Annotated in this window: 24 protein-coding genes and 3 tRNA genes; 11 read left to right on the top strand and 16 right to left on the bottom strand. The window is 58.3% G+C overall.

The annotated features are described in order from the left end of the window. Positions 1 to 21 precede the first annotated feature (21 nt). Both B9Y51_RS04130 and B9Y51_RS04135 read right to left on the bottom strand, forming a co-directional pair. Positions 22 to 1,533, bottom strand: coding sequence for a CoA-acylating methylmalonate-semialdehyde dehydrogenase (locus B9Y51_RS04130; protein ID WP_048682063.1), 1,512 nt, complete (start codon positions 1,531 to 1,533; stop codon positions 22 to 24). 118 nt (positions 1,534 to 1,651) lie between these two features. Beyond that, positions 1,652 to 2,584: an SDR family oxidoreductase gene (locus B9Y51_RS04135; protein WP_085528867.1), complete on the bottom strand. Its 933-nt coding sequence runs from the start codon at positions 2,582 to 2,584 to the stop codon at positions 1,652 to 1,654. Between the two features lie 275 nt (positions 2,585 to 2,859). On the opposite strand from B9Y51_RS04135, the gene B9Y51_RS04140 reads away from it, so the two are divergent. The 3 genes from B9Y51_RS04140 to B9Y51_RS04150 all read left to right on the top strand — a co-directional run bounded on the left by B9Y51_RS04140 (position 2,860) and on the right by B9Y51_RS04150 (position 5,589). Then, positions 2,860 to 3,399, top strand: a complete 540-nt coding sequence (locus B9Y51_RS04140; protein WP_143467984.1) for a hypothetical protein — start codon at positions 2,860 to 2,862, stop codon at positions 3,397 to 3,399. A 227-nt stretch (positions 3,400 to 3,626) separates the two neighbouring features. After that, complete coding sequence (locus tag B9Y51_RS04145; RefSeq protein WP_048682072.1) at positions 3,627 to 4,433, top strand: exodeoxyribonuclease III; 807 nt, start codon at positions 3,627 to 3,629, stop codon at positions 4,431 to 4,433. 139 nt (positions 4,434 to 4,572) lie between these two features. Beyond that, positions 4,573 to 5,589 (top strand): LCP family protein, encoded by a 1,017-nt coding sequence (locus B9Y51_RS04150; RefSeq protein ID WP_085528869.1) that lies wholly within the window; start codon positions 4,573 to 4,575, stop codon positions 5,587 to 5,589. Between the two features lie 109 nt (positions 5,590 to 5,698). Here the strand turns inward: B9Y51_RS04150 and B9Y51_RS04155 are convergent, their stop codons facing one another. From B9Y51_RS04155 to B9Y51_RS04185, 7 genes are all read right to left on the bottom strand, one after another. Continuing rightward, positions 5,699 to 6,211: a GNAT family N-acetyltransferase gene (locus B9Y51_RS04155; protein WP_085528870.1), complete on the bottom strand. Its 513-nt coding sequence runs from the start codon at positions 6,209 to 6,211 to the stop codon at positions 5,699 to 5,701. 40 nt (positions 6,212 to 6,251) lie between these two features. Continuing rightward, a complete protein-coding gene (locus B9Y51_RS04160; RefSeq protein ID WP_085528871.1) occupies positions 6,252 to 7,589 on the bottom strand; it encodes an MFS transporter in 1,338 nt (445 codons plus the stop codon). Between the two features lie 227 nt (positions 7,590 to 7,816). Continuing rightward, a tRNA-Phe gene (locus B9Y51_RS04165) sits at positions 7,817 to 7,889 on the bottom strand. A gap of 72 nt (positions 7,890 to 7,961) precedes the next feature. Continuing rightward, positions 7,962 to 8,035, bottom strand: a tRNA-Asp gene (locus tag B9Y51_RS04170). Positions 8,036 to 8,104: 69 nt separating this feature from the next. Then, a tRNA-Glu gene (locus tag B9Y51_RS04175) sits at positions 8,105 to 8,177 on the bottom strand. A 157-nt stretch (positions 8,178 to 8,334) separates the two neighbouring features. Further along, positions 8,335 to 9,360: a universal stress protein gene (locus tag B9Y51_RS04180; protein ID WP_053090007.1), complete on the bottom strand. Its 1,026-nt coding sequence runs from the start codon at positions 9,358 to 9,360 to the stop codon at positions 8,335 to 8,337. A 147-nt stretch (positions 9,361 to 9,507) separates the two neighbouring features. Next, a complete protein-coding gene (locus B9Y51_RS04185; protein WP_048682083.1) occupies positions 9,508 to 10,911 on the bottom strand; it encodes an FAD-dependent oxidoreductase in 1,404 nt (467 codons plus the stop codon). A 166-nt stretch (positions 10,912 to 11,077) separates the two neighbouring features. Between B9Y51_RS04185 and B9Y51_RS04190 the strand changes: the two genes are divergently transcribed. Continuing rightward, a complete protein-coding gene (locus tag B9Y51_RS04190; RefSeq protein ID WP_085528872.1) occupies positions 11,078 to 13,087 on the top strand; it encodes a M13 family metallopeptidase in 2,010 nt (669 codons plus the stop codon). Beyond that, on the top strand, positions 13,081 to 13,857 hold the full coding sequence (locus tag B9Y51_RS04195; RefSeq protein ID WP_085528873.1) for a PfkB family carbohydrate kinase: 777 nt from the start codon (positions 13,081 to 13,083) through the stop codon (positions 13,855 to 13,857). Before B9Y51_RS04190 ends, B9Y51_RS04195 begins: the two co-directional genes overlap by 7 nt. A gap of 36 nt (positions 13,858 to 13,893) precedes the next feature. Here B9Y51_RS04195 and B9Y51_RS04200 read toward each other — a convergent pair whose 3' ends face one another. The 3 genes from B9Y51_RS04200 to B9Y51_RS04210 all read right to left on the bottom strand — a co-directional run bounded on the left by B9Y51_RS04200 (position 13,894) and on the right by B9Y51_RS04210 (position 15,515). Continuing rightward, complete coding sequence (locus tag B9Y51_RS04200; protein ID WP_085528874.1) at positions 13,894 to 14,574, bottom strand: hypothetical protein; 681 nt, start codon at positions 14,572 to 14,574, stop codon at positions 13,894 to 13,896. A gap of 72 nt (positions 14,575 to 14,646) precedes the next feature. Beyond that, a complete protein-coding gene (locus B9Y51_RS04205; protein ID WP_085528875.1) occupies positions 14,647 to 15,120 on the bottom strand; it encodes a hypothetical protein in 474 nt (157 codons plus the stop codon). 8 nt (positions 15,121 to 15,128) lie between these two features. After that, entirely contained in the window at positions 15,129 to 15,515 is a 387-nt protein-coding gene (locus B9Y51_RS04210) for an RNA polymerase sigma factor (RefSeq protein ID WP_085528876.1), read from the bottom strand. A 534-nt stretch (positions 15,516 to 16,049) separates the two neighbouring features. Between B9Y51_RS04210 and B9Y51_RS04215 the strand changes: the two genes are divergently transcribed. The 6 genes from B9Y51_RS04215 to B9Y51_RS04245 all read left to right on the top strand — a co-directional run bounded on the left by B9Y51_RS04215 (position 16,050) and on the right by B9Y51_RS04245 (position 20,798). Continuing rightward, a complete protein-coding gene (locus B9Y51_RS04215; protein ID WP_143467985.1) occupies positions 16,050 to 16,841 on the top strand; it encodes a hypothetical protein in 792 nt (263 codons plus the stop codon). 1,093 nt (positions 16,842 to 17,934) lie between these two features. Beyond that, entirely contained in the window at positions 17,935 to 19,125 is a 1,191-nt protein-coding gene (locus tag B9Y51_RS04225) for a hypothetical protein (protein ID WP_143467986.1), read from the top strand. 116 nt (positions 19,126 to 19,241) lie between these two features. Further along, complete coding sequence (locus B9Y51_RS04230; RefSeq protein ID WP_048683451.1) at positions 19,242 to 19,835, top strand: ParA family protein; 594 nt, start codon at positions 19,242 to 19,244, stop codon at positions 19,833 to 19,835. Further along, positions 19,832 to 20,068, top strand: a complete 237-nt coding sequence (locus tag B9Y51_RS04235) for a hypothetical protein (protein WP_048683454.1) — start codon at positions 19,832 to 19,834, stop codon at positions 20,066 to 20,068. The genes B9Y51_RS04230 and B9Y51_RS04235 overlap by 4 nt, the downstream gene beginning before the upstream one ends. Positions 20,069 to 20,125: 57 nt before the next feature. After that, positions 20,126 to 20,518, top strand: coding sequence for a single-stranded DNA-binding protein (locus B9Y51_RS04240; RefSeq protein WP_048683458.1), 393 nt, complete (start codon positions 20,126 to 20,128; stop codon positions 20,516 to 20,518). Positions 20,519 to 20,531: 13 nt separating this feature from the next. Beyond that, entirely contained in the window at positions 20,532 to 20,798 is a 267-nt protein-coding gene (locus B9Y51_RS04245; RefSeq protein ID WP_143467987.1) for a hypothetical protein, read from the top strand. Between the two features lie 1,551 nt (positions 20,799 to 22,349). On the opposite strand, the gene B9Y51_RS04250 is transcribed toward B9Y51_RS04245, so the two are convergent. The 4 genes from B9Y51_RS04250 to B9Y51_RS04265 are packed head-to-tail and all read right to left on the bottom strand — an operon-like array spanning position 22,350 to position 26,248. Then, complete coding sequence (locus B9Y51_RS04250; RefSeq protein WP_048683462.1) at positions 22,350 to 23,474, bottom strand: dehydroquinate synthase/iron-containing alcohol dehydrogenase family protein; 1,125 nt, start codon at positions 23,472 to 23,474, stop codon at positions 22,350 to 22,352. Continuing rightward, positions 23,471 to 24,706: an aminotransferase class III-fold pyridoxal phosphate-dependent enzyme gene (locus tag B9Y51_RS04255; RefSeq protein ID WP_048683465.1), complete on the bottom strand. Its 1,236-nt coding sequence runs from the start codon at positions 24,704 to 24,706 to the stop codon at positions 23,471 to 23,473. Before B9Y51_RS04255 ends, B9Y51_RS04250 begins: the two co-directional genes overlap by 4 nt. After that, positions 24,707 to 25,465 carry a class I SAM-dependent methyltransferase gene (locus tag B9Y51_RS04260; RefSeq protein WP_048683468.1) on the bottom strand — a complete coding sequence of 253 codons (759 nt, stop codon included), beginning with the start codon at positions 25,463 to 25,465 and terminating at the stop codon, positions 24,707 to 24,709. Between the two features lie 45 nt (positions 25,466 to 25,510). Further along, a complete protein-coding gene (locus B9Y51_RS04265; RefSeq protein ID WP_048683471.1) occupies positions 25,511 to 26,248 on the bottom strand; it encodes a hypothetical protein in 738 nt (245 codons plus the stop codon). Positions 26,249 to 26,300: the final 52 nt, after the last annotated feature.

The following is a 26,300-nucleotide window of genomic DNA, read 5'->3' on the forward strand; positions in this document are numbered from 1 at the left end:
TGTGGCCGGTGGGCGGCGTCGTCAGTTGCCGGTGGGCATGACGAAGCTCGCTCCTTCCTTGATGCCGGATGGCCACCGTTGGGTCACCGTCTTGGTTTTGGTGTAGAAGCGGAAGGCGTCCGGGCCGTGCTGGTTGAGGTCCCCGAATCCGGAGGCCTTCCAACCGCCGAAGGTGTAATAGGCGATGGGCACGGGGATCGGCACGTTGACGCCCACCATGCCAACCTCCACGCGGCGGGCGAATTCACGCGCCGTGTCACCGTCACGGGTGAAGATCGAGACGCCGTTGCCGAATTCGTGTTGGGTTGGCAGCTCCAAGGCTTCGTCGAAATCCGCAGCGCGCAATACGGTCAGCACAGGTCCGAAGATTTCCTCGCGGTACACGTTCATGTCGGGGGTGACGCGGTCGAAGAGAGTCGGGCCCACAAAGAAGCCCTCCTCGTGCCCGGCCACCGACGCACCGCGACCGTCCAGCACCAGCTCGGCACCTTCCTCGACACCGCGGCCGATCATGCTTTCCACACGCTCCTTGGCGGCCGAGGAAACGAGCGGGCCATAATCCGACGATTCGTCCAAGGACGGACCAAAGGTGAGGTTTTCGGCCTTCTCCTTCACCTTGGCCACCAAGGCGTCCGCCGTCTCTTCACCCACGGGAACGGCCACGGAAATGGCCATGCAACGCTCTCCGGCGGAGCCATAGGCCGCGCCGATCAGAGCATCGGCAGCCTGATCGAGGTCGGCGTCGGGCATCACGATCATGTGGTTCTTCGCGCCGCCGAAGCACTGGGCACGCTTGCCTCGGCTTGCCGCGTGCTCATAAATGCTCTGCGCGATGGGGGTGGAGCCCACAAAAGCCACGGCGCGAATATCCTCGTGGTCGATCAATGCGTCCACCGCTTCTTTGTCGCCGTTGACGACGTTGAAGATGCCGTCAGGCAGGCCCGCTTCCTTCCAGAGGCGAGCGAGGATCAGCGGCACGGAAGGATCGCGCTCGGACGGTTTCAGCACAAAGGCGTTTCCCGCCGCGATGGCCGGTCCGGCCTTCCACAGCGGGATCATCGCGGGAAAGTTGAATGGGGTGATCCCGGCGACGACACCGAGCGGTTGCCGCATCGAATAGACGTCGATTCCCGTGCCCACAGAGTCGCTAAATTCCCCTTTGAGTAGGTGTGGGGCACCCATCGCGAATTCGACGACGTCCAATCCACGCTGAAGGTCACCGTGAGAATCCGGAACCGTTTTCCCGTGTTCGCGCGAGAGTGCCTCGGCGATCTCGTCGGCGTGCTCGTTGGCCAGGTTCACGAAACGGCCGAGAACTCTGGCTCGCTTTTGCGCGTTCGTGGCGCCCCAGGCTACTTGGGCTTCCCGAGCGTTGCGGACCACCTCGTCAACCTCGTCCCGTGAGGCCAACGGAACCGTCGCCTGAACCTGACCCGTGCTCGGGTCGTACACATCGGCAAAGCGACCCGATCGACCCGCGACCTCCTGCCCTCCGATGAAGTGCTTCAGCTCCATGACCTGTTCGCTCGACATGCGCCGGTTCTCCTCTCTGAGATTCCGAAACTCCAAAACTGTGTCTCGGATCACAGGTTATCGACCCTGCTGGGACAATGCCAGGTGCGCGCGACACCTAGCCTTCACACGAGTCCGACTAGGCCGTACGGTTCTTTTTCGACTCCGCAGCGGCCTGCTTACCCTTCGCCGCAATTTCGGCCCAGTCGGCGTCGTCGAGGTCCGCGAGCGCGGAAAAGGTCGATGGCCCTGCGAGCATTTGGCCGCCGTCCATGGTGATGGTTTGCCCCGTAATGTAGTCGCACCCACCAGAGATCAGGAAGGTCGCCAAGTTCCCCATTTCTTCGACGGTTCCAGCGCGTCGGGCAGGCACAGCGTCGATATCGGTCATGGCCCCCTGGCCACCTCGATTCGAACCCAGCACCACGGAGGTGAATTCCGTGGGGATAGGGCCAGGCGCGATGGCGTTGAGGCGAATTCCATACTTGGCCCACTCCACGGCGAGGGACATGGTCATGGCATGGACGGCCGATTTGGCCATGGCGGAGGGAACCACAAAGGCCGAGCCGGTATAAACCCAGCTGACCAGCGTCGAGAGGATGTTGCCGGGCAGCCCCTGCTCGATCCACCGGTGCCCGACGGCGTGGGTCACGTTATATGACCCCTTCATCACGGTGTCCGTGATGGCCTGGAACCCACGCGGGCTGAGATCTTTGGTTTGGGCAATAAAGTTTCCGGCGGCGTTGTTCATAGCCGCGGTCAAAGGGCCGTGCTGCTCCCAGATTTGCCCCACCGCCGCGTCGACGGCCTCTGCGTCGCGGACGTCTACGGATTGGTAGTGCGCGGAACCTGCCCCAGACTCGCCGTTGAGTTCATCGGCCGCTTCCTGGAGAACGCTTTCTCGCCGTCCCCAGATATGCACAGTGGCGCCATGCTGAACGAAGTGCCGGGCCACACCTCGGCCGAGCCCACTCCCACCACCTGTCACCAGGATGTTCTGGCCCGTGAGGACATCCTCGCGAAATGGCGACGCCGGAGGTACAGGCTGCTGTGGTCCGGGCTGGTCAGTCATGTGATTCCTCCGTGAAGTCTCGTGCTGGCCACGGGCATCCCACCCGACGACGTCAGCGTGTCCCCCATCACGTTAGTCGCCGACGGGCGTGCAACCCAACCAATGGACCAAAGGTTCACTTGCGCCGCGAGGTCGTTCAGAACTCAAAAAGTTACTCACGAGTATCAGGTGTTCTTGGTGATCCCATTCTGTACAGTCCACTGCGGCATCTCTTGGACACCATTGCCGGGTGTCGGAGAGATGAATTGCTATCGGCTCGTGCCACAGAAGGAATGATGAGCACTTCATGGAATAGTCGCCCACCATCCGCGGCGCAATCTGCCTGGTCCAATCCCGTGATCGTCGCAACAAGAAATGTGCCCGAAATTGCAGCTTCGCCGAACTTCTTTGGCATTCTCTTTGGCGCCAATGACTGCACCGCCACACACTCGCAGGGGATAAGCCTGAAATTTGGCGTAGCCCCCGACACCAGCGGCCCGGGCCGATTGCAATCCGCCGTCACGATTTCGATGACCGCCACAGGAATGAGTTCGACCTCAAACGATGGCCCGGAATTGGCTCTTTATAACTCGATAGGCACCTCGGTGACCCGTTCGTTCGCCACTCAAGGAACTCTCATCACATGGGAATTCCCCAAGGGCTTTTACCTCCCGGAGCTCACCTCCACAGAAATCAAACCCCGATTATTCGTCGGATTCCCCCAGGGTAAGGCCGCTTCCCACGCGAGGCCCCGGGTAACGGTCACGGCGATCTCACGCGGGATGATTGTCAGCCCTTCGCGCGTTCCCTTGGACTCAGACGACTGGACGAGGTGAACCGAGATCTTGGTGCGGAACTAATTTACTCGCCAGTAAGAAGCGCCCCCGAGTGCCGAATGTGACGGGATTGTGACCTACACCCGAGGGTGGTTTTTCGCGAGCGAGTGACACGGTGAACCACCTTCGAGAGACTCAATTCTTGAGACTGAGGGTCTTCTCGCTCAGGATGAGGGAGACGCCGTTTTCACCTCGAAACCCCTCAAGCACAAAGGAAGCACCCACCGATGAGAATTGCCACCTGGAATGTGAACTCGATCCGCGCGCGAGCAGACCGAGTGGAGGCTTGGCTGGACCGTTCGAACATCGATGTGCTGGCCATCCAGGAGACTAAAGCCAAGGACGAGAACTTCCCCTTCGCCATGTTTGAACGACTCGGTTATGACGTCGCGCATTTCGGGCTAAACCAGTGGAACGGCGTCGCCATCGCGTCCCGAGTGGGCCTCGACGACGTCGAACGCACGTTCCCGGGCCAGCCGGTTTTCGGGAAACCCGGCAAGGAAGAGATCCAGGAGGCTCGCGCCATCGCGGCAACCTGCGACGGCGTCCGGGTGTGGAGCCTGTACATCCCTAATGGTCGCGGGATCGATGACCCCCATATGGCGTACAAGCTTGAATGGCTCAAGGTGCTCCGGGAAGACACGCAAAAGTGGCTGGCGGAGGACCCTCAAGTGCAGCTGGCCCTCGTGGGCGACTGGAATGTTGCACCTCAAGACGACGACGTCTGGGACATCGACTTTTTCCGCAAGAACAACATGACGCACGTGACGGAACCGGAACGCGCCGCGTTCTACTCGTTCCTGGAGGACGCCAACCTGACCGACGTCGCCCGCCCCTATACGCAGGGCGAGAAGGACTACACCTACTGGGATTACACCTCCCTGCGCTTCCCCAAAAACGAGGGGATGCGGATCGACTTCCAGCTGTACTCGCCGGCACTGGCCGAACGGGTGACCGGTGCCGAATACGATCGCGAAGAACGCAAGGGCAAGGGTGCCTCGGACCATCTGCCTGTGGTGGTCGAGATTAAGTAGGCCGTCGTCGTGGACGGGGTGACTCGGGGGCGAATTTCAGGCCGCCCCCGGGTTTTTCACAAAAAAATATCTCAAAATTGATGTACTTCTACATCCCAGGAGGGATGCCCCACCGTTTCCTCACACCCCCTAGGAACCCATGACGTACACGCGACGGAATCATCAGCTCGGTCCTCACACCGAGGCTCAGATGGCAACCAGCCAGCCCAAACGCCCCTGGTACAAACGGAAAGGTCCGCGCATTGCGGCAGGTGCCACGCTATGCGCCGTCGCTGTAGCGGCAACTCTTGGATTCATTGCCACGAATCACTTGGCGAACAATCTGCACACCACCGAAGTCAGCGGGCTCGCGTCGAATTCCAACCACGACGGGCCGCTCAATATCTTGGTGATTGGCTCTGACGGGCGAGACGGATCAATCAACGCCGGAGAAGCCGAAGGGCGCCGCAGCGATTCGCTCATGATCCTTCACCTCAATTCCGCCCACACCCAGGCCACCGGCATCCAAATCCCCCGCGACACCATGGTGAAGCCGCCCAAGAATTCCAAAGAATATGCGTCCGATCCCCAACAGCCGGTCCAGATCAATTCATTTCTCGATGAAGGGGATTCACAGCTCGTCTCAGCGGTCACGGATCTCACGGGCATTCCACTCGACCACTCCGTAGACGTCAGCTTCGGGGGCTTCATGTCGGTCGTTGATGCTCTCGACGGGATCACCATGTGCCTCCCGGAGGCCCTTCATGATCCAGACGCCAACCTGAACCTACCCGCCGGATGCCAGACCCTACACGGTAAAGACGCTTTGGCCATGGCCCGCACCCGCCACGCCATCGGCGACGGCAGCGACCTCGCCAGGATCAAACACCAGCAGCAGGTGATGGCCGCCATCCTGGACAAAGTCAAAAAGGACAACGTCCTGAGCAATCCCACGAAGATGTTCGACCTTATGAACAAGGCGTCCTCTTCCATCACCGTGGACAGCGGACTCAAAGATCAGAAAGAACTCGCCGCAGTGCTCAAATCTTTCTCGCAGGCCGGCCTCGACCGCATGGAATTCAGGCAATTGCCCGTGGAGCCGTACCCGCTCGACCCCAACCGGGTACAGCTCTCCAACGACGGCGAGGCCTTCCTCAAATCCTTCCAGCACGATTGACGGCTCATCACCGGGCGTGAGGAACATACTCACCTCACACCTGGTGTTTTGTCGTTACCTCGCGAGAAGGATCGAACGGCGTCGTCGTTCTACACCGAGAGTCGGAGACCTAGATCCCGAAGGGCTCCGCATAACGCACCCGTCCACTCGGTACCTGGCCGCCATCAAGCGAAAGCACCATCAAGGCCCCGTCGGGGACATCGATGCTCAGGTCAATGCCGTAGTCCGACGCCGGGACGAACCCGAACCGCGGGTAATAGCCTTGGTGGCCCAAGACGACGACCGTGCCCTCACCCTGTTGTCGAGCACTTTCCAGCGCGGCTCCGATCACGGCCGTTCCAACACCGGACCGCTGATATTCCGGCAAGACGGCGCACGGCGCCAAACATAATGCGGGTTGTTCACCCACATGACAGCGGGTCAGCAAGGCATACCCGATCACCGATCCATCGGAATCGGTCGCAACGAAAGATAGCCCTTTGATCCACGCTGGATCCCGTCGCAACGCCTCAACCAGCTCGGCCTCTTCAGAGGTTTCAAAGGTCGCCTCAAGAACTCGGCCGATTGCAGGAACATCAGCCGGAGTTTCGGGACGGATCTCCCCTGTTACAACACCATCCATGGGTCACAGACTACCGATTTCCCGACGGCTCACGGCTTCGTTATGCGTTGATCTCTTCCAAGCTACGGTTCTTCGTTTCGGGTGCCATGAAAACACAAATCAACAGTCCCGTGAGGCCCACGGCGGCAAAGACCCACAAGGCCACGTTGTTTCCCCACGCCGCGACCATATTCGGGAACGCAATGACACCCAAGATCGAGCCAATGCGGCTCACCGACGTCGCTAGTCCGGACCCCGTGGCCCGCAACTCGGTCGGGAAGAGCTCCGTCGGGTACACGAAGTTCAGAATGCCGCCGCCAGAATTGGAGAAGAGAACCGCGATGCTGAACAGGACAATCAAGAAGATCAGGTGAGGGTTGACCGTCATCGCCAACACTGCGAGGGAGGCTGTCAGCCCGGCAAAGGAGGTGATGATGAGCGGGCGCCTCCCCCACGAATCCACCAGGTTCATTCCGATGACCGAGCCGACAAGGCCCAAAACCGCCACGATGCCGGATCCCACGATGACGGCGACGTGATTCCCTTGGGTAAAGGGCGCAAGAATCGTTGGGGTGTACATCGAAATTCCGTAGTAGGCCGTGGCGTAGCAAAACCAGAACCCGCACACGAAGAGCGTTCGATTTCTCTGGCGGCCTTTGAAGAGGCTCACGAGGCGTGCCGCCTGAGCAGGAGCTTGGGCGGGTTCAGCAGCTTCGGCCTGGACCTCATCCCGGCTTGGACGCACCCCCGTAATTTTCTCGACGACGTCGCGAGCTTCTTGGTGACGGCCGTGGGCCACCAACCACCGAGGCGACTCGGGAAGCGTGACGCGGAAGGCAAAAACTATCAGGGCGAAGATGGCGCCCACCAAGAGCATTGCCCTCCAGGCAAAGTCGCCCAGGGGCAGAGTCAGCAGTCCCACAAGATAGGCCACAACGGCCCCGGCAAACCACATCGCACCCAACGACGTCGACAGCCTGCCGCGGCCCTTCTTGGACGCGAATTCCGAAACAAGGGTCGCAGAAATCGGGTAGTCAGCTCCGATACCGATACCCAAAAGGAACCGGAAAATCACCAGCCACCAGAGGTCTGGCGCAAAAGCCGTCAGGACGGCAAAGAGGACGAATGCCAAAAGATCGATGATGTACATCGCCTTGCGGCCAAACCGGTCCGTGAGGTTTCCCAGCGATACCGCACCAATGAATGAGCCAATAATGGCGCTACTGGTCAAAATCGATTTTTCCGCCGCACCCAAGCCCCATTCGCCCGCGATCATCGGCATAGCGACGGCAATGATGGTCAAATCAAAGCCATCCAAAAAGACCCCACCGGCCGAAAGCAACGTCACTTTTCGCTGAAATTTCCGCGTTCGAGAGCTGTCGTAATGGTCTAAATTCATGGGTATCCCCTGTTCCGGCGGGCATTTTGGTGAGCACCTGTCCCGACGATGGTAGGTCTCTGCCGGGGGCCGAATGTCGTGCGTGAATCTACTTCAAGGTTTCGAGCCCGTGAAATGTTGTCGGCGGCGGAAATTGCAGGGCCGGCTGCCCTGATCGAGAAAGTCCAGACCCCACACCGGTTAAAAAGAAAACCGCCCCGCATAGAAGCCTACGGGGCGGTTTTCAGTGGCTCCGACCGGCGTCGATCCGGTGACCTTACGATTTTCAGTCGTACGCTCTACCAACTGAGCTACAGAGCCAGGCATTTCTTCTCAGATATGCCACGACGGCGTCTTCACCTGAATTTCTTCAGAAGAAATACGCCGCCTAAGCGACCCTGACGGGACTTGAACCCGCGACCTCCGCCGTGACAGGGCGGCGCGCTAACCAACTGCGCTACAGGGCCTTGGTGTTTTTCCAACGAGAATCAATCTTATTGGAACCACATGTGGTGAGCAAATCCGAAGAGTTGCAGTACCCCCAACGGGATTCGAACCCGTGCCGCCGCCGTGAAAGGGCGGTGTCCTAGGCCGCTAGACGATGGGGGCTTAGGCCAGCTCGGGAAGCTTTCCTCGCTTGGACCTCCATAAGCATAATCGCCTCCAGCGTGAAAGTACAAATCGAATCCGCCGAAAGCGTCGCGAATCACAAAACAGCGAGCGGAACCCCCGAGATGCACGGCACCCCGGGGGATCACGTGGGCCTCTAGCCCCAGACCACGCCCGCTTCGGGGGCAGTCTCGATACGGTCGTCGTCGAGATCCGGAACAATCATCACCGGATTATCCGCCGCGTGCAGCACACCCTGCGAGGTGGAGCCCAGGATCATGCCGGTCAGCCCGCCACGACCACGGGTGCCGACGACGATCATGTCAGCTTCCTCGCCGGCGTCGATCAAGACCTTCACCGGCGATCCGTCGACAAGTTCCGCCGTCACCTCAAGATCCGGGTAGTAGCCCTTCACCCATTTCTTGGCCGACTCCTGCAATTGCTCGACTTCGCGGTACATCGCCTCGAAGTCCACGGCCGCCGGAACCCAGTTCACGGCCCCCGTAAACGGAGCCAATGCATTGACCAGAGTGAGGTTAACACCCATGAGCTCGGCCTGTTCGGCGGCCTTGAGGATAGCGATGCGGGCCTGGTCCGAACCATCGGAACCAACAGCCACGCCGTGCGATGGCGTGAGGATCGTGGCGTCCTCCGCGTGGCGCTTGGCCCAGTTCAGGGGGACGACGACGACGGGGCACCGGGACTTCGCCGGGAGGGCCGTCGAAACGGTCCCCAGAAGCCGCCCCAGGAATCCACGGGCCGACCGCGACCCCACCACAATGAGCTCGGCGCGCTTGGATAGTTCGATCAAGATTCCTGACGCATCGCCGGTTTCTACGGTCGCGCGCAATTCCACGCCTTCATTTTCGACGCGACGATAGCCCTCGTCGAGGATCTGGCGGACGCCGTCTTCCAGAGCTTTGTCGTCAACCATCGAATATCCGGCGTCGAAACCCGTGCCGGTAAAAACGGGAAGCGAGTACGCGGTGACCAAGCGGACGGGGACCTTGCGTCGTTTAGCCTCAGAGACCGCCCACGTCAGGGCACCATAGCTCTGATCAGAACCGTCGATCCCCACGATGATCTCGCCGTGGATTTCACTCAGATTCGATGATTCAGCGCTTTCCGCAAGTGCTCGTGCACCAAAAGTTGTTTCGGGATTGAAGCCTTTGGTCTCTGACATGGCGCCCCTCCTTGGGTAGTTCCTCTTCCTATTCTAGGACGCAAATCACGTTGTGGAGGGGTCAAAAGCAAAGAATTCAGATATGAATGACCGCCCCTCAGCGAGTGCCGAGGGGCGGTCATTCCATCGATACGAGGGCGCGCACGGTTACTTTTGGCGGGAAATCTTCACCATGTCCTCACGCGGAACCACCTTGACGCGCTTACGCGGCTGACCGGCGGCGTCGGTAGCTGCGGCACCCAACGAACGCTCGTGCTCATCCAGGGCGTGCCAGCCTTCCCACGTGGTGAACTCGATGCCTTTGCCTTCAAGGAATTCCGGCACGCTCTCCGGCTCGGCCTCGCTCGCCGTAAATTCGTGATCCTCGATGAGGTGAGTGATCGTTTCCAGGGCGTCGGACTTCGTGGAGCCGATCAGGCCGACGGGACCGCGCTTGATCCAGCCGGTTGCGTAGAGACCAGGAATGGCCTTCTCGGTCTCGTCCAGCACACGGCCCTCCGCGTTGGGGATGACGCCGCGCAGCTTGTCGTAGCCAACCTCCGGCAACTCGGAACCGAAGTAGCCGATCGCCCGGTACACGGCCTGAACCTCGTATTCGAGGGTTTCCCCGGTGGGGCGGATGCCGCCGGCGCCGTCGAGCTCGTTGCGTTCCATGCGAATCGCACGAACTTTACCGTTCTCATCCCCCACGATCTCCGCCGGAGACTGCAAGAAGTGGAGGTGCAGACGCCGCGAGGCCGTACCCGGATTCTCTCGCTGCTCCTCGCGCCATTTGTCCAAGGTTTTCACCATGGCCTTGATCTGGTTATTCGATTCGACCGCCGCACGGGAGGCCTCGTCGAATTCGAAGTCTTCGTCATACAGGACGATGTCGACGTCGCGGGACTTCGCGAGTTCACGCAACTCCAGAGGGGTGAACTTCATCTGCGCTGGGCCGCGTCGACCAAAAATGTGGACGTCGGTCACGGGCGACTTCTTGAAACCCTCGTACACATTCTCCGGAATCTCGGTCACGAGGAGGTCGTCGGCGTGCTTGGACAGTACGCGCGCGACGTCGAGGGCCACGTTGCCGTTACCCAGCACGGCGATCTCGCGGGCCTCGAGCGGCCACTCGCGGGACACGTCCGGATGACCGTCGTACCACGCCACAAAGTCCGCAGCGCCGTAGGAGCCCTCTAGCTCGACGCCGGGAATGTGCAGGGAGGCATCGTAGTAAGCACCGGTCGCAAAGATGACGGCGTCATAATGCTCCCGGAGCTCGGCCAGAGTGATGTCCGTGCCGTATTCGACGTTGCCGAAGAAGCGAATGGCCGGGTTCTCCATGATCTTGTGCAACGAGGTGATGATGCCCTTGATGCGCGGGTGGTCGGGCGCCACGCCGTACCGAATCAGACCGAACGGCGCGGGGTAGCGGTCGAAAATATCGATGCTGACCTCGAGGTTTCCCTCTGCGACGGCGTCGGACTTGGAGAGCAGATCCGAGGCGTACACGCCTGCGGGGCCCGATCCAATCACGGCAACGCGCAACGGACGTTCGGGGGCTTGAGTCACGGCGGGGTCCTTTCGTCACGGATTCCGGGCTTCGTTCCCGGCCCTCTTCCGGAGGGGTAAGCACTATGGCAATGTCCACCAGTCTATCGAGCTGAGCCCTTCGGGGTCAGGGTGACCTTAGTAATTCTTCAGTCGGCGTCATGTAGGGATCGGTAGGCTGGGGCACATGACTTCGAACGCTTCTGATCAGCACACCGCTCCGGCGGAACGCGGCCTGGACACTGCGGGCATGGACACCACCGTGGATCCCAAGGCAGACCTGTACCGATACGCCAACGGCGCCTGGATCGCTCAGCACGACATCCCCTCCGACCGGGGAATCGACGGCGCGTTCTACGCCCTGCGCGATCGTTCGGAAGAACAAATCCGTGACATCATCACAGCCGCCGGCGAGGCAGACCCCGAATCCAAGGTGGGCGCCCTCTACAACTCCTTCATGGACGAAGAGGCCATCGAAAAAGCCGGCAACCGCCCCTTGGACCCGGACCTTGAGCTATTGCAGACGGCCCAGGACAAAGACGGTCTGGTGATCGTCATGGCGGCGCTCGACGCGAGCGGCGTCGGGAGCCCCGTGGGCGTGTACGTCAATAATGACGCGAAGAAGGCAACGCAGTACGTTCCTTATCTCGCCCAGTCCGGCCTGGGGCTGCCCGACGAAGAGTACTACCGCGAGGAAAAGTACGCCGAAATTCGCGAAGCCTACCGAGAGCACATCGCCTCGATGCTCAACATCACTGGCGTCGCCGAACGCTTCGGGACCAGCCCGGAAGACGCAGCGCAAACGATCTTCGACCTCGAGACCCGGCTGGCCGAACACCACTGGGACAAAGTCGCCTGCCGCGACGCCCATAAGACCTACAACCCGTACTCCCCCGACACCCTGAGCACGGATTTCCCCGGGTTCCCGTGGGAGCGGTGGATCGAAGCGTTGGGTGGTACTCGGGAGGCGTTCGAGCGCGTCGTCGTCGCCCAGCCTTCATATCTTCGCGGATTTGCTGAAATGTGGGCCTCCGAGCCGATGGAACGGTGGGTCCTGTGGCTGGCCTGGCACATCGTCCATTCACGCGCCGCATTCTTGCACTCGGCGGCCGTGCGGGAAAACTTTGAGTTTTACTCCAAGCGGCTCATGGGCACCGAGGAAATGCGGGACCGCTGGAAGCGCGGCGTCGGGCTCGTGGAATCGCTGCTGGGCGAGGAAGTCGGCAAGGAGTACGTGGCGCGCCACTTCCCGCCGGAACACAAGGCTCGTATGCAGGAGCTCGTGGGGAACCTCATCGAGGCCTACCGGGAATCGATCTCTTCGCTGGAGTGGATGACCCCCGAGACTCGCGAGCGCGCCCTGGAAAAACTCGGCAAGTTCACGCCCAAGATCGGGTATCCCGACGAGTGGCGCGACTACTCGTCGCTCATCATCGGCGAGAACGTGGTCGAGAACGTCAAGGCGGGCAACCGTTTTGAACACGACTACGAACTCGGCAAGCTCGGCCAGCCGATCAACGTCCACGAGTGGCACATGACCCCGCAGACCGTGAACGCATATTTCAACCCGGTGATGAACGAGATCGTTTTCCCTGCCGCGATCCTCCAGCCCCCGTTCTTCTCCATGGAGGCTGAGGACGCCGCAAATTACGGTGGCATTGGCTCGGTGATCGGGCACGAGATCGGCCACGGATTCGACGATCAGGGCGCCAAATACGACGGCGACGGCAACCTCAACGACTGGTGGACCGAAGCCGATCTCCGCGAGTTCGAGAAGCGCACGTCCTCCCTGGTCAGCCAGTATTCCGAGTACACCCCGGAGGGCCTCGACCCGGCCGAGGACCGCGTCAACGGCGAACTGACCTTGGGCGAAAATATCGGCGATTTGGGCGGATTGACCATCGCGATCAAGGCGTACCGCAAGGCCTTGGACAAGGCCGGAACGAGCCTGGAGGACGCGCCCAAGGTCGACGGTGTCAGCGCGATCCAGCGGTTGATCCTGGCCTACGCGCAGATTTGGCGCTCGAAGGCCCGGACGCAGACCGCAAAGATGTTGCTCTCGATCGACCCGCATTCCCCCTCGGAGTTCCGCTGTAACGGGACGGTGCGCAACGTGGACGAATACCACGAAGCCTTCGGCGTGCAGCCTGGCGACGACATGTGGCTTGCCCCTGAGGAACGGGTGCGGATTTGGTAAAGCCCCAAGTCTTCGTGGTCGGTTCCGTGAGCCGCGATGTGACCGTCACGGTGGACCGCTTCCCCGCCCCCGGCGAGACCCTGGTCGGTGAGTCCGTGACGTACGGGCTCGGCGGGAAGGGCGCCAATCAGGCGGTCGCGTCGGCATTGACCGGAACTCCCACCGCCTTCCTCGGTTGTGTGGGGGACGACGACGCCGGCCACCGCCTTCTCGAGGAGCTGCGGGCCTACGGCGTCGCAACGGATGCCATGAGCACAGTTCCCGGAGATTCGGGGACCGCCCACATCACCGTGGATGCTCACGGGGAGAACACCATCGCAATCGTGCCCGCCGCCAATCGGAGCGTTTCCCCGGAACTCGTGCGCAGCGCGGGTTCGGAGGGCTTCGGCGGATCCCGTGTGGTGGTCGCGCAAGGCGAAATTCCCGTGGAAACCCTCGAGCAACTGGCGCGCACCGTTTCCGAAACGTCCGCACGGTTCATCCTCAACTTGGCGCCGGCGGCCGACGTTTCCTCGGAGTGCCTCTCCTCGACGGACGTTCTCGTGGTGAACGAGTCCGAAGCGCAGGCAGTGATCCGGCGGCATTCTCTTCCCGACCGGGGCCGGCACAATCTCCAGTTTGCTGCGGCGTTCTTCCGCCACCAGTCGCCTGCCGAGCGGGGCCGCCGGTCCCGGGCGTTGCGGGATGTGATCCGGGATAAGGGCTATGACCGGGAGGCGATCAAAGCGATGATGTTAGGACTGGCTCGAGGTCAAGGCACTCTCTTCTAAACGGGCAGTCTCTGTCTTGCGTTCAAGGATGGGCAACTAAGGAGCAAGCCCGCCTTCAGGCAGCTGTGTGTCGCGATCGACGTCACCGATGTACTCAGAGACCGGGAGTAGTCCTTCCTCCATGAAGGTGCCTAGGAGGTGACGAGTCTCAATGATGAGAGTTTCGACTTTGCTGATCCCGCGTGAGATTTCTAAGTAGGCGGGCCACCAAAGCTCTCGTCGGATCCATTTCGAGTAGTCGCCGTGGATAAGACGCCCGTAGAAAAACTTCCGATAGAGAACGTTGGCATTACGCATGGAACCACGCTGTTCTTCGAAACTCAGACCAGATGAGTATTCCATGTCCTCGTGGTTGTACCCGTCGTCCGCATGGTCCCTAGCGATGTAATCAAACAAGGGCTTGATGCGGTCCCTTAAGTCCCTCAGCCGGCATCGATGGTCCTCCGGAAGAGACGAACCCAGATCATTAAGAACCGCCTCGAGTGTCTGCGGAATATACGCGCCCTCGGAGCAGTGAACAAACTTGCGTTGCATGGACACAGCGAAGGCGATCTGACGGATCGATACGCGCTCGAGACGGCTGCTGTCAGGTCCAAAAGCGGGTGCTCTCAGGTTCTTGGCAGGTTTTGGAACGAGAAGTAGATACTCGTGGGACAGATCCATGAAGTGTAGAGCAGCGTTTTGCGCTGCGGGAGGTTTTTTGCCGGTCGATGCCACGTTTAGCTTCCTTCGTTCAGGACGGCCACAATGCGGCCAACTGGCAGGTTCAAGAGGAGCCTGCAGCATTACCTAGTTCAAGAACTTTCGCCCCTGTTTGAGCGATGTCCTCACCACTTGCGTAACCCACATGCCTACGGACACCGCTACGCCTAATAATGCAGCCACGAGAGATAGCAGGGAGAAACTGGCCAGCAGGGTAATGAGGAACTTCTTCACCTCCTGTAGCCCGAGGTCGCCCGACAGCGTCAAAGCCATCATGCCGAAGGTAGCGGTAAGCACAAACATCAGGGCAGCCATATTCAACCAGTCGTTCGCGGTCCGGAACTGACCGCGGGACCCGAACTTATCTAAGTCCTGTTGGATACGTTCTCGAGCCTCAGAGGTATCAAGGTCGAGGTGATCAGTGGCCTCAATACGCTCCAGCAAGTCGAGTTGATCAGCCAACAAACGTTGCTTCTTCCCTATATATGGGACGAGGTCGAACAGGCGAACGATGACAGCTGCAATACCGGCAATGGCCGCGGCAACTATAGGGTCAGACATCGGCGCTTCTAAGCTGTCTGCTCATCACTGACAGCAGTATCTGTGGCCGAAGAATCAGCTTCGTGTTCTCCGGCCAGAAGGAACGAGCGTACCTCCTGGGACGAGAGCTGGAGACGTTCACCAATTTCTTTGTTCGTCAGGCCTTCGTCTTTCATGGACAGCACAAGTTGACCTGCGCGTGCGGTGACCGGATCCAGAGAAGCGAGCTCACCCTGGAGCCTGTCGATCTTGTCCTTAAGGGCCTGGCGTTTCTTCTCAAAGTCGAAGGTCTCCAAGAAGAACGCTTCGGCCTTATCCAGTAGCCGTCGTTCCTTCTTGATGGAGGCTTCCGCGGCGGCTTTGGCTCGTTCGCGTGCAGCTGTCTTCGTCGCTGACTTCCGTTTCGTCCCAGCCATGTGGAACCTCCCACATCCCTAGCGCTCACCACTGAAAAACAAGGACCCGCCGGGGTACGGCTGCAAAAGGTTTCATCATGCCCCGGCGGGGTGGTTTCGATTTTACACAGTCGGCACGCTGTGCACATGAGATCAGCCTGCCAGATTCTTCTTCGTCCCTCAGTCGAGCAGGCTGATCTCATGTGCACAGCTCACGAATGCTGGACAGTTCCCGCACACAAGCTCTCCCCCGCAAGCTCCTCCGACCATGTGCACGGCACCTGCCCACAATCGTGGCCTCTTGTGCAAAATCGCGGCCAGCATAGAACTGCCCGGACCCCAACAGTTCATCCAAACTCTCCCTCGTTCCTCGGTCGGTTTTTCCTCCGGATTGTCGTCACACCTCTTGCACTCAGTGACCCAGGGTGAGACTAATGAATCATTCGTAATAAGTATTTTCGTCCTGACGATATTATTGGGGGCATGACAACCACCCGCACTTGTCCTGAATGTGGCCAGGGAGTCCCTGCGAAAAATGGTCCAGGACGCCCGGCTGTGTATTGTTCGAGCGCTTGTCGAAAGAAGGCTCATCAGATCCGTCAGGTAGCACAACTACGCGGTGAACCCATCCGCATCATCCGTGAGCCGGCACCGAAACCCGTGACCAAAACAGTGCTGCGTACCCGCACCGTTTATAAGAAACCGACCCGTCCGGAACTGTCTGCATTACTTCGAGACGATCCTGTTTTTCTCAGCGAGGTTCTCGAGGATTTGCGTGCGTTTCTCGGCCATCGCAATGTCCCGGTCTCGACTCAGAAAATGCTTGCTTCCAGGCTCGGAGAGGTGATCATTCGCCTCTATAGAGCCCAGTCAGGACTGACAGTTCATTCTGATCTCCCAGAGAATTCAACGGGGCTCGCTCCCGGTGACTGGGCCACCGCAGCGACAGAAACGGGCACAGTCGAAGAGCTGGTAGCTGCTGTGCAAGCGCACCGAGCCCGGCTTATTCAACAGGAAGAATCTGAGAAACAGTTCGCGCGGTATCGGAAGGATCGGGAGCAGGAGCGGATCGAGGCTAAGCATCGAGAAGCCGACCGCCGTCTGGATGAAGTGCGACGGAAAGCAGATCGCCTGGAGGCAACTTATGAACAGGCTCGCGTGAAAGGGGAAGCTGCAGATCATGCTTATCAGGTGTGGCAGAAGTACGGGAATGAGCTGAAAGAGAAAGTTGAACAGCAGCAGGAGGAGCTACAGAAGACCCGCCGGCTCAACGAGATCCTCGAGCAACGAGTCGCCACCACCAAGCCGACCAAAACCGGCCCCGGGGCTAGCTTTTACCGACAGTAAGCTCACCCAACAGATCCGGAACTCGCAGGGGTAGAAGTACTCCTCATAGACCAACATAGGCCAGGCTGGAATGAGCAAGCACCGCCTACTGTGGAATATCGATACACGTGCAGGCGCAGATCATCAGCATCGTGTCATGGGATGGCTGGTTCCGATGTACGCGATGTCTCGAAGGAACTCAGTACAGATGCCACAGGCCACGGCCACACAGGCTTCGATTTTAGGAGGAGAAGCCGTCAGCATCCGTAGGGAAGGGCCGTCAAAGTATCCCCATTAAACGAAGTAACCACGGGCGGCCAAATGTAGATCAAAGAGCCCCTGGAGGCCGGACCGGAAGCGAACCTTCGTCCCCACGGGGGATCTACTCGGCAGTACCCAGTCCTTTTCTTCACTGGAAATTTTGGAACCTCGGAAAGTCGCGCATCAATCCGCATGTTCCCCGTAGTCCACTGGCTGAGGTTCTTCCCGAGGTGTATTGGGTTGGACACGGTGGGCAATCGTAAGAACGGCGACAGGTTCCTGAAGACAAGTGAAGGGCTGGTCGGCTGTTGTAGTGCAATCAACCCGTGGAGGTGGACACACTGACGGAAATGCTCACAGTGATCTCATCCCAACGGATCGTTGTTGGGCCGACAGGCCCGCTGAATTCGGCAGAGTCTCAACTGTACAACTGTAGATTGGCACGACACAGTTGCCACCTACTAGAAGTTGTTGCACAACTTAGATATGTTAACGACATGAGTAAGCCGCTAACACGACAGAAGCCCGGGGAGTTCAAGGGGTTTAACCTCCTGATGCACCCCGAGCTTCAGCAAGCTGCAAAAGAGAAGGCAGCTAGTCTGGGCGTTACGAAATCCGCGTACCTGGCGGCTCTCATCGCTCGTGACACCGGCGTGCCTGGTCATGAGCTACCAGTAGAACCGTCACAGAAAACAAAAACTTAAAAGAGAAGTGGCTCCCCCGAAGGGGAGCCACCCAAAGTCTCTGAATCCCGCACGGTCGGCAAACTGATCGGGATTCGGCCAACACCGAAAGTTCAAGACCATGACCGCTTCACAACAATCACAACCAAGAACCCAAAGAGGTGTTCTTGGTGTCTAGGATAGCACTCTCCCCCACCAAGGCAACCACCCCACCGCGTGATTTGCTTCCCTCCCAAACCCGCAGGGTCCGGGTCGAGCACGAACGCAAGCCCTGGGTACTCATGGGGGCCGTCCCCGAAGGCTACCGGCCACGACGCAACGTCATCGACTGGCGACGCCACGCCATCACCTGGCTCGAACACCAAAACCGCCGCAACGACGCCCACACCCTACGACGTCGATTCATCGACTACCTAGCCACCGTCGACGACGCACGTACCCGCACGCTCTGGACTAGTTGGACCGCCACCGGTGTTGCCCTGAACATCAGCCGCGCCACCGTCGCACGCCTCTACGCCGAACTCCACACCGCCGGACTCCTCGTCACTGTCGCCCGCGGCCGCTCAGCTCAGCACACCCCCAAATCCACCGGACGCACCAAAAACGAAGCACCCATCTACGCCCTGATCACACCCCTGCAACAAACACAGGAACAGCCCCCATCTGTGCCTGTTGATGAAATTGAGACCCCGGACCCCATAGGAGGGTTAAAAGAACACCTACGCGCGCGCACGCGCGAAAGTTCCCCCAGATCGAGCCGCTACGCGGCCAGAATTACTTCCTGGCAGCGCGCTACGCGCGCCGCCTTTACTCACCTTGTAGCCCAGCGACCAGACTCTTCATGGTCACTTCATGCAACGATAAAGCCTGAAACCAGGCTGGGGCGGCGAAGTGCCCAAAGGCAAGTGATCTGGGAATTGAGTTTGAACGTCCAAATGCACGTTTTGCGTGCTCGTGACGCATCCACTGCTGCTGTCGCGGCCGAGATTCGAGACTTCATCCTGGCCGGATGGAACGTAGGGGACATCGTTCACGCACTGGACTACTCCCCCACCGGACAACGCCACTGGTACACCGAATCAGGATTCATCCGCGCCGAAACCTGGCTACGACACCGACTCACAGCATGGCTACACGACGGTGAACCCATCCGCTCCCGAAGCCAACGACTCCAAGCCGAACGCGACCAACTAGCGGCCCAACGTCGCGCCGAAGCACGACGCCGCCAAGAACAACGTGTCCAGGCTGCCGCGCCGGACTCCCCCGGACGCCGCGCCGTACGCAAGCAATTGTTGATTTCCCGACTTGGCAGTGAAGCAGCCGCGAAACGGCAACACCCAGAACTCTTTGAAAATGCCTGATGGCATGATTACCACAAACACTCATACCCACACCCCCACAAAACCGGTTTCGTGGTTTCCCACATACCCACATTAGAGGGTACCCGCAAATGTGGGTATGTGGTAATGTTGTCCACATGAGCACCACGATAGGAATCGTCCAATCGAAGGGCGGAGTCGGAAAAACCACGACCGCCATATATCTAGGGCTAGCACTCAAAGATCGCGGCACCGTTGAAATCTGGGATGCTGACCCGCAAGGCTCAGCAACCGAGTGGGCGGATGCCACGGCCGCCGCTGGCTACCCCCTGCCATTCCCAGTGACGGCAGTCAACGAGCCACAGCTTTCCAAGAAGGACAGCGAGGCAAGCTATCTGATCATCGACACCGGGCCAGGTAACCCTCGCGTCATGGATAAAACCATCGAGCGCGCTGACGTCGTCATCATTCCAACCAAATCCAGCAGCGTGGATATGGCGAGGACATGGTCAACACTCGACGCCCTCCCGGAAGACCAGCCCGCGATCCTGTTGATGACACAGACCGACCCCCGCACGATCACGCACCGACAAACAATCGAGGCGATAGACCAAGACGGAGCTGCGTACTTCCAGACCCCCATCAAACATAAGGAATCCATCAAGGGCAGCGGGAACGGCTACCCGAGCGACCTCGCTGGATATGAAGAAGTCGCAACAGAGCTCATCGAACGCATCAAGGAGATGTCATGACAGAAAAACGAGGGTCCATGACACGCAGAAAACCCACGCAACAACAAACCCACGAACCCACACATGTGGGTATGGGGGCGGCATTCCCAAACCGGACCGAGGGGGAGACTCAACGACGCCTATCCGTAGACGTCCCCGAGTCGGCCAAGAAGAAAATCAAACGCATCGCAACCGAACGAGACACCACCGTCCGCAAACTAATTATCGACTTCATTCATGACCTAGACACATAACCACTTACCCACATATGTGGCACCCACAAATGTGGGTACATCTTTCGAGGAGTCCCAATGAGTAACGAAATCCCGCTGACAATCACCGGAAACCTCACCAAAGACCCCGAACTACGCTACCGACCCGGCGGGGGAGAGGCCGTCCTGCGATTCACAGTCGCATCCACCCCTCGCTATTACAGCAAGGCAGAACGCGACTACGTCGATGGGGAGACTACCTTCATGCCATGCTGGCTCAACTCCCGCGGCGGCGATGATGCCAACGCCTACCTAGAGCGGATGTCGCAAACCTTCCGGCGGGGTGATCATGTGATCGTCGTGGGTGACCTGGTGACCCAGACCAAAGATCGCGACGGCGAGACGAACCGATGGAATGAGCTGCGTGTTCGGGAAATCGGAGCTTCCCCGCGATTCCGGAATGTCACCATCGAGCGGGACGATCAAGGGTAGACGGTGACTGGTGATGACCAATCAGCAACTATTCCCAGGCCACTACCAACGAATCCGGACGAAACGGCCATTCTCTGTGTGGCGACTGGTCACCACACCGGCACGATGGCTGCATCGCTTCGCCCAAGTTCTCGCTCCCTGGTTGGGCATCCTGTTTTTCATCGTCCCCGGTCGTCGTAATCGAAATGCTCTGGGCTACGCCTATGCCTGGTTTCTGATCGTCTTCTTCGTCGCAGCAATCGTTGCCAGTTTCGTTGTGAGTGTAGGCAGCGCCCACTAACTTTCACAGCGCAGGTGTAGCACGATTCGCTAACCGACCGTAAAATTGCACATGTGAACTGTGCACCGAATTATGCACGGAACACGGCGATAGACGACCCGCGGAAATCCGGCCTTCGTGCAACGGAGTGTCCGTTAGGTCGGGGAGTGGTGCAGGATCGACCGTTACGGAACATCGTGAGAACTTCACTGGGCCTCCCGCAACCCAGCAGCCAGACTCACACCCCACGCGAGGAACAGGGGGGGGCAGATCCAGGCGTGACTCGGAACATCGACTGCAACGCCCACAGTCCCAGGGACCCAATTGGTAGTCACTTTCTGTAAGTGAGAGGTATGCTATCTCTGCAATGCTGCTGTGAACATCACGGTCGCCGCAGGGTTTGCGGAGACCCTAAACGCCTGTGGAGGGTATCTAAGACGACGGCTTGCCGTCGCTGACCCGGGGAAACAGGAACCCACCGAACGGGGAACCGCACACATGTGCAGGCCGTGTAGGAATCCTCCCTGCCCACAGGGAGGAAGAAATCAACAAGTGACGCGTTAGCGGTTGCTCATGAATACTGAAAGCGAGCCTATGCATCAACATCGTCTCAGTCGGCGTTCTCTAGTGAAAGGGAGTGCATGGTCTGTTCCTGTCATTGTGGCCAGTACAGAAGTTCCTACCTACGCCTTGTCTGCAGGCTGTTACACACTCCTATGGACCAATACATCGGGCTCCGGAAGCACTCTCTCAGGGAATATGACCCCACAGTCGGGGGGGACGAATACCGCTAAAGTGACTGTGGTGCAATCGCGGACAGCGGGACAGGGCGCCTTGTATGAGGGAGTCAACTCGGACTTTGTGACGGCCGCAGCGGGGTCGCAAAAAGGATGGGGAACCACTGGTGGCGGAACGCAAGGCAACGGATACACGGTGACTAACACTAGCTCCGTGTTGACACTGAACCAGCGAACCGCTAACAGGATGGCAGCATCTCAAACAATTTCTTTCACTTTCGCTGATGGGTCTGGTCAGCCAGCTGTCCCAAAATCGGTGATGTTTAATATCTACGATGTCACTAGTGTTGTGACAGGGTCACGGAATCCGAACTATTACTCAGACACATTCACTCTTAGCGGAGGATCGTGGGTGTCATCGGCATTCACCGGGTACACTCGCGGTCAATACGCTACCGTGTCTTCTACCGCTATATCAATGACGGGCAAAGACACTCCGTCTATTAACAGTGGCTCCTACCTGACCGTCACAATTAGCCCTACCTCGAACAGCTTCAGCCTGACATATAGCAACACTGGCGCTGCTGCGACACTTACCAACGGCGCGAACAACCAATATGTCGGAATTGGCGACTTAACGGTGTGTTTCTAAAGGGGAAATCAAGAGGCGAAGTGTCAGACTGTGGATACGAAGACTCCTATGTTTTAGGCGCATGAGGCCACGATATTGTATTTGATGGATTATGCTGAAGTTATCGTAAAAGTCAACGGTTTCGCCGAAAAGGCCATAATCGTTTGTGCTGGATACCCGCAGGATGGGGTAACTGCTATATCGTCATCTGCGACAGGTCGCACTCTTTGGAATGTTCCATAACTGACCCTGCGATACGAGAATATCCACCAGTTGTTCGGTGGACCATTCCTCACCCGGGGCAACCAGGCTTCCCCAACGCTTCCTGCACAAATCACAGGCTTGACGAAGATCAGTTTTTGAAGGGTGCCATCCCGACGAGCCTAATCCGAGGCATGAAGCAATAGCCAGAAGAGGGTTTCCGGAGACATCGATCCTGTTGCTGCCAGTTGCTAAGTTTTTTTGAGCATGACGGATACGCCAGTTCAGGTTGTCCAGGGCGTCGGGGACGATAAAACGGTTGCTTTCGCTGTTGGGTCGCGCCCAGAGACGTGGGACGAGATAATCCGTAGCTTGCATTTTTGTGGTGTTCGTCGTAGCGGACAACTCGTGAGCCAGATACCAAATGCGGTGACCAAAGGATCCAGTGACAGACCGATTATCGCGGTGGTGCAGTTTGCCAGAGAGCTCAAGCCACGACGACAAGTCATTCCGTGGATCTTCTCCTAGGGCAACGGCAATAACTTTTTGAAGAACCAGCGACTCCAACGGCGTCAGTTCGGTCCTCTCCATAGTGAGTGGCCCGACAAGCCTGTAAAAGATCTCCCGAATTCCGTCCGAAAGTATCCGCAATGGCAGGCTACGGAAAAGCTCAGGGACAGTTTCGTACGTTGAGGCTTTGAGGGAATCACCGATGATCAACTTCTTGCGTCCAGAGTTAGATCGATGAATAGCGACTGTGCTGGCGTGAGAACCGGTACCAATCGTGCTCGGAAGCAAACACACTCGTGCCCGCATCCTCTCATTCGCGGCTTTCGCAAACAAGAGGGGCGAACGCGCCGAGGAATTAAGCGCACGAATCGAAATATTGCCGTTCAGCACAGCGCACGCCAACTTGGCGTGGTCCATCACGACCCCACCACCCATAGCTGAGATTGGAAGGGTTCCCTGTAGGACGTCTCCTCGCAATGCATGGATCGTTTCACCCAAATCGCTCTCCGGACCGATGAGCCGAACCTCCGGATACCTTTCGGCGATTGCCTGAGCATGGGGATTTGTGTCGAGCAGGTGGGCATCCGCCAGCATGACGCCCCGTTCGCGGCCTTTCACGTCTGATTCATCGTCATCGCTGACAGAACGACCTCAAAAATTCTTTCGAGGTCTTCGACTGGCGAAATCAGGGGCGGAACGATTTGCACACCCCGGGTTGAAGGATGAACGACAACCCCGTTCTGCCTGATTTCATCCACTAACCTGGCAACATTAATGGATTTGTTTGAATCGAGTGAATATTGGATCGTTTGGAAAGCCCCCAAGCCAACACTTTCCAAACCAGGGACGTCTTCCACAACTGACCGGCTCAACGCTGTGGTCTCGCGCCTGACGTTCTCGTGTTCCTTGAGCTCGTAGGTATCGGCAAAAATAGATGCTGTCACTGCGACAGCCGCCCCAACGAGCGGATGCCCAGCACCGGTTTCCGCGTGCCAAATACCGACCTTCGGATGAGCGGAGTAGCAAGCGTTCACAGCTTCTCCCAGAACCACGGCACCACCGGGAACAGCCCCGTTGGTCAACGCCTTCGATACCGCAAGGATATCAGGGCGAAACTCCCAATCGTCGGATGCCAGCACGCTCGATACCCTACCGAAGCCCGTGGCGACTTCATCAGCGATAAGGAGGACGCCCATTTTCTGAAGCTGTCTCAGATTATCCAAGGCAGTCGATGAGAGGGGCACGGTTCCAGTTCCTGTGACGGGCTCCACTAGCACGGCCGCGATCCTGGAGATCTGGCGTTCCAATTGATTCAGAAGGTCCGGATCGTCAAGGTTAACTCTGAGATGGTCGGACAGCGAAACTCCGTAGAATCGCTTGTCGATGTCTTCATCCGTGACAGACATTGTGCCAATGGAAATACCATGAAATGCGTTCCCCACCGAGGCAATTTTTCGACGTGCCGGATCTTCCTTCAGCAGAGAGTAGACGCGAGCAATTTTGATGGCAGCTTCCACACTCGAGGAACCGCCTGTCGTCCACACCACTCGCTTCCACGCCGTTCCGAGCATTCGGAGTAGGGCGGCCGACGCGTTCTCAGCGAATTCCGACGAGTAACGAAAACAAGGGTAGAACGAAAGCTGCCCCGACGCCTCCGCTAACGCATGAGTATAATCCTCACGAGAGTATCCGAAGTTTACGTTCCACAGACCACTGGTAGCGCAGATTCTTTCCTTACCATCGGCGAATGTAATCCGATTTCCGTGTGCACGAACCGCAACTTTAGAATCATCTATGATGTCGCCGTATGAGGTGAGCCCTGGCCACGAGGGATTGGCTTGGCACGTCATTTAGACTTTTCCTTCCATGATGGTGGTATGCCCGAAGGGCCCGGAATCTGCCACGGGATGACGATGAATGTCGGTGAACCCTGCCTTCCGCATTTCCTCGATTGCCTCATCCGGCGTCAGTACGGCCACAGAGTGGGTGAGTGCCACTTTTGATACGGCCTCACCCCTAAAAGTGTGAGGGATAATGACAATATCCCGCATACATTGGTCTGGATCGGCCTCAACGCTGAACGAAGCGACCGTATCGATCTCGGGTAATAGGACCAGGGAATCGTAGCGCCCCTCGCCCATGGGGCTGAATTGCGTGACTATGACCTTTCCGCCCACTGCGGTTACCTCTCGCATTCGCCGCATGAGGTTGATCCGCTGTTCACAAGAGAAGAGAGTGATGGTCGATGCCGCTATGAGCGTTGCGTCAAAACTATCTCCCGGAATGGGATCGCGAAGAATGTCTGCCTTTTGGACTGTCAGTCTCGCGGCCATCCTGTCTTTGCCAGACACTTTCTTGGTAAGAAGACGGAGCATTTCTGCAGAGTTGTCGAGCGCCGTTACTCGGTGACCTCGCGCAAGGAGGGGAAGAGTCACCCGGCCGTCCCCAGATGCCAGCTCGAGGATTTTGTGGTTTCTTCCCAACATCTTCAGGATCGCGGAAGGTTCAGCGTGATCATCCCGAGTCATAGCGGAGTAAATGGCCGCACCCATGGGCCCGTACATTTCGTCGAGTTTGAAACCACGGTCACGCAAGAAGTCAGTGATCACTGTGCTCTCCTGAGTATCGCGGGCGCATCAGAGCTTTCCGAGACATCATGAGTCTTCACGAGACACCTTACCTGTCTGAGGGTTCACAAATACGGTTTTTCCATCAACCAGAAAAGGAATGATGGATCCCTCCGAACCGTTGAGATAGTCACCAGCGACGGCCTTCAACTCTATATCGTTTCGGGTTTGAGCGCCGAGGGCGCGACGAACGTCAACGATTTCGAGGAACCGAGCAGCGCCCGCGTTGATCAAATCGTGGATCATTTCCTGATCTGGGGAGCAATTCCATGTGCACCCTTTTTTTTCATCAAACGGAGGCCCAACTGATGTCGTGCGCCGCATGCCGTCTTCGGTGGTGATTTCCCGGAGTCTAATCCCACCGCAGTCACCTCTTCCTAGACCGCACTGGTCGGCGATTTGGACAAGAGGGTTTGCCAGAAGTTCCGGCATCTCCCCCGATTCCTTGAATTTGTGCAAGTCTTCCAAAAACTCTGCAACGTCATCCTCATCAAGGACGCGCAAAATGGTGGGACCTACGATCGGGATGAATTCAGCTCCTGAGTAGTTCTCAAGTTGCACCAACAATTCCCCACCGATCGCGACTTCGGCCGCGACCTCCAGCCCATCTTCGGCTTCGAGCGGGAATACTTTAGTCTCGCCATCGGGGGATATCAGAGTGATATGGGGGTCCATATCGCGAAAATCAACTGAAACTTTACCGCTTGAACCGCCTAACAGGTCCACACCCTTGAAGAATTCGAGGATATATTGGTCGATATTCATGGTTCCTTAAGAAATAACAATTAGTATACGAATTCTGTCATGCTTCCGAGGA

Source organism: Kocuria massiliensis (assembly GCF_900169715.1).
Taxonomy (GTDB): domain Bacteria; phylum Actinomycetota; class Actinomycetes; order Actinomycetales; family Micrococcaceae; genus Rothia; species Rothia massiliensis.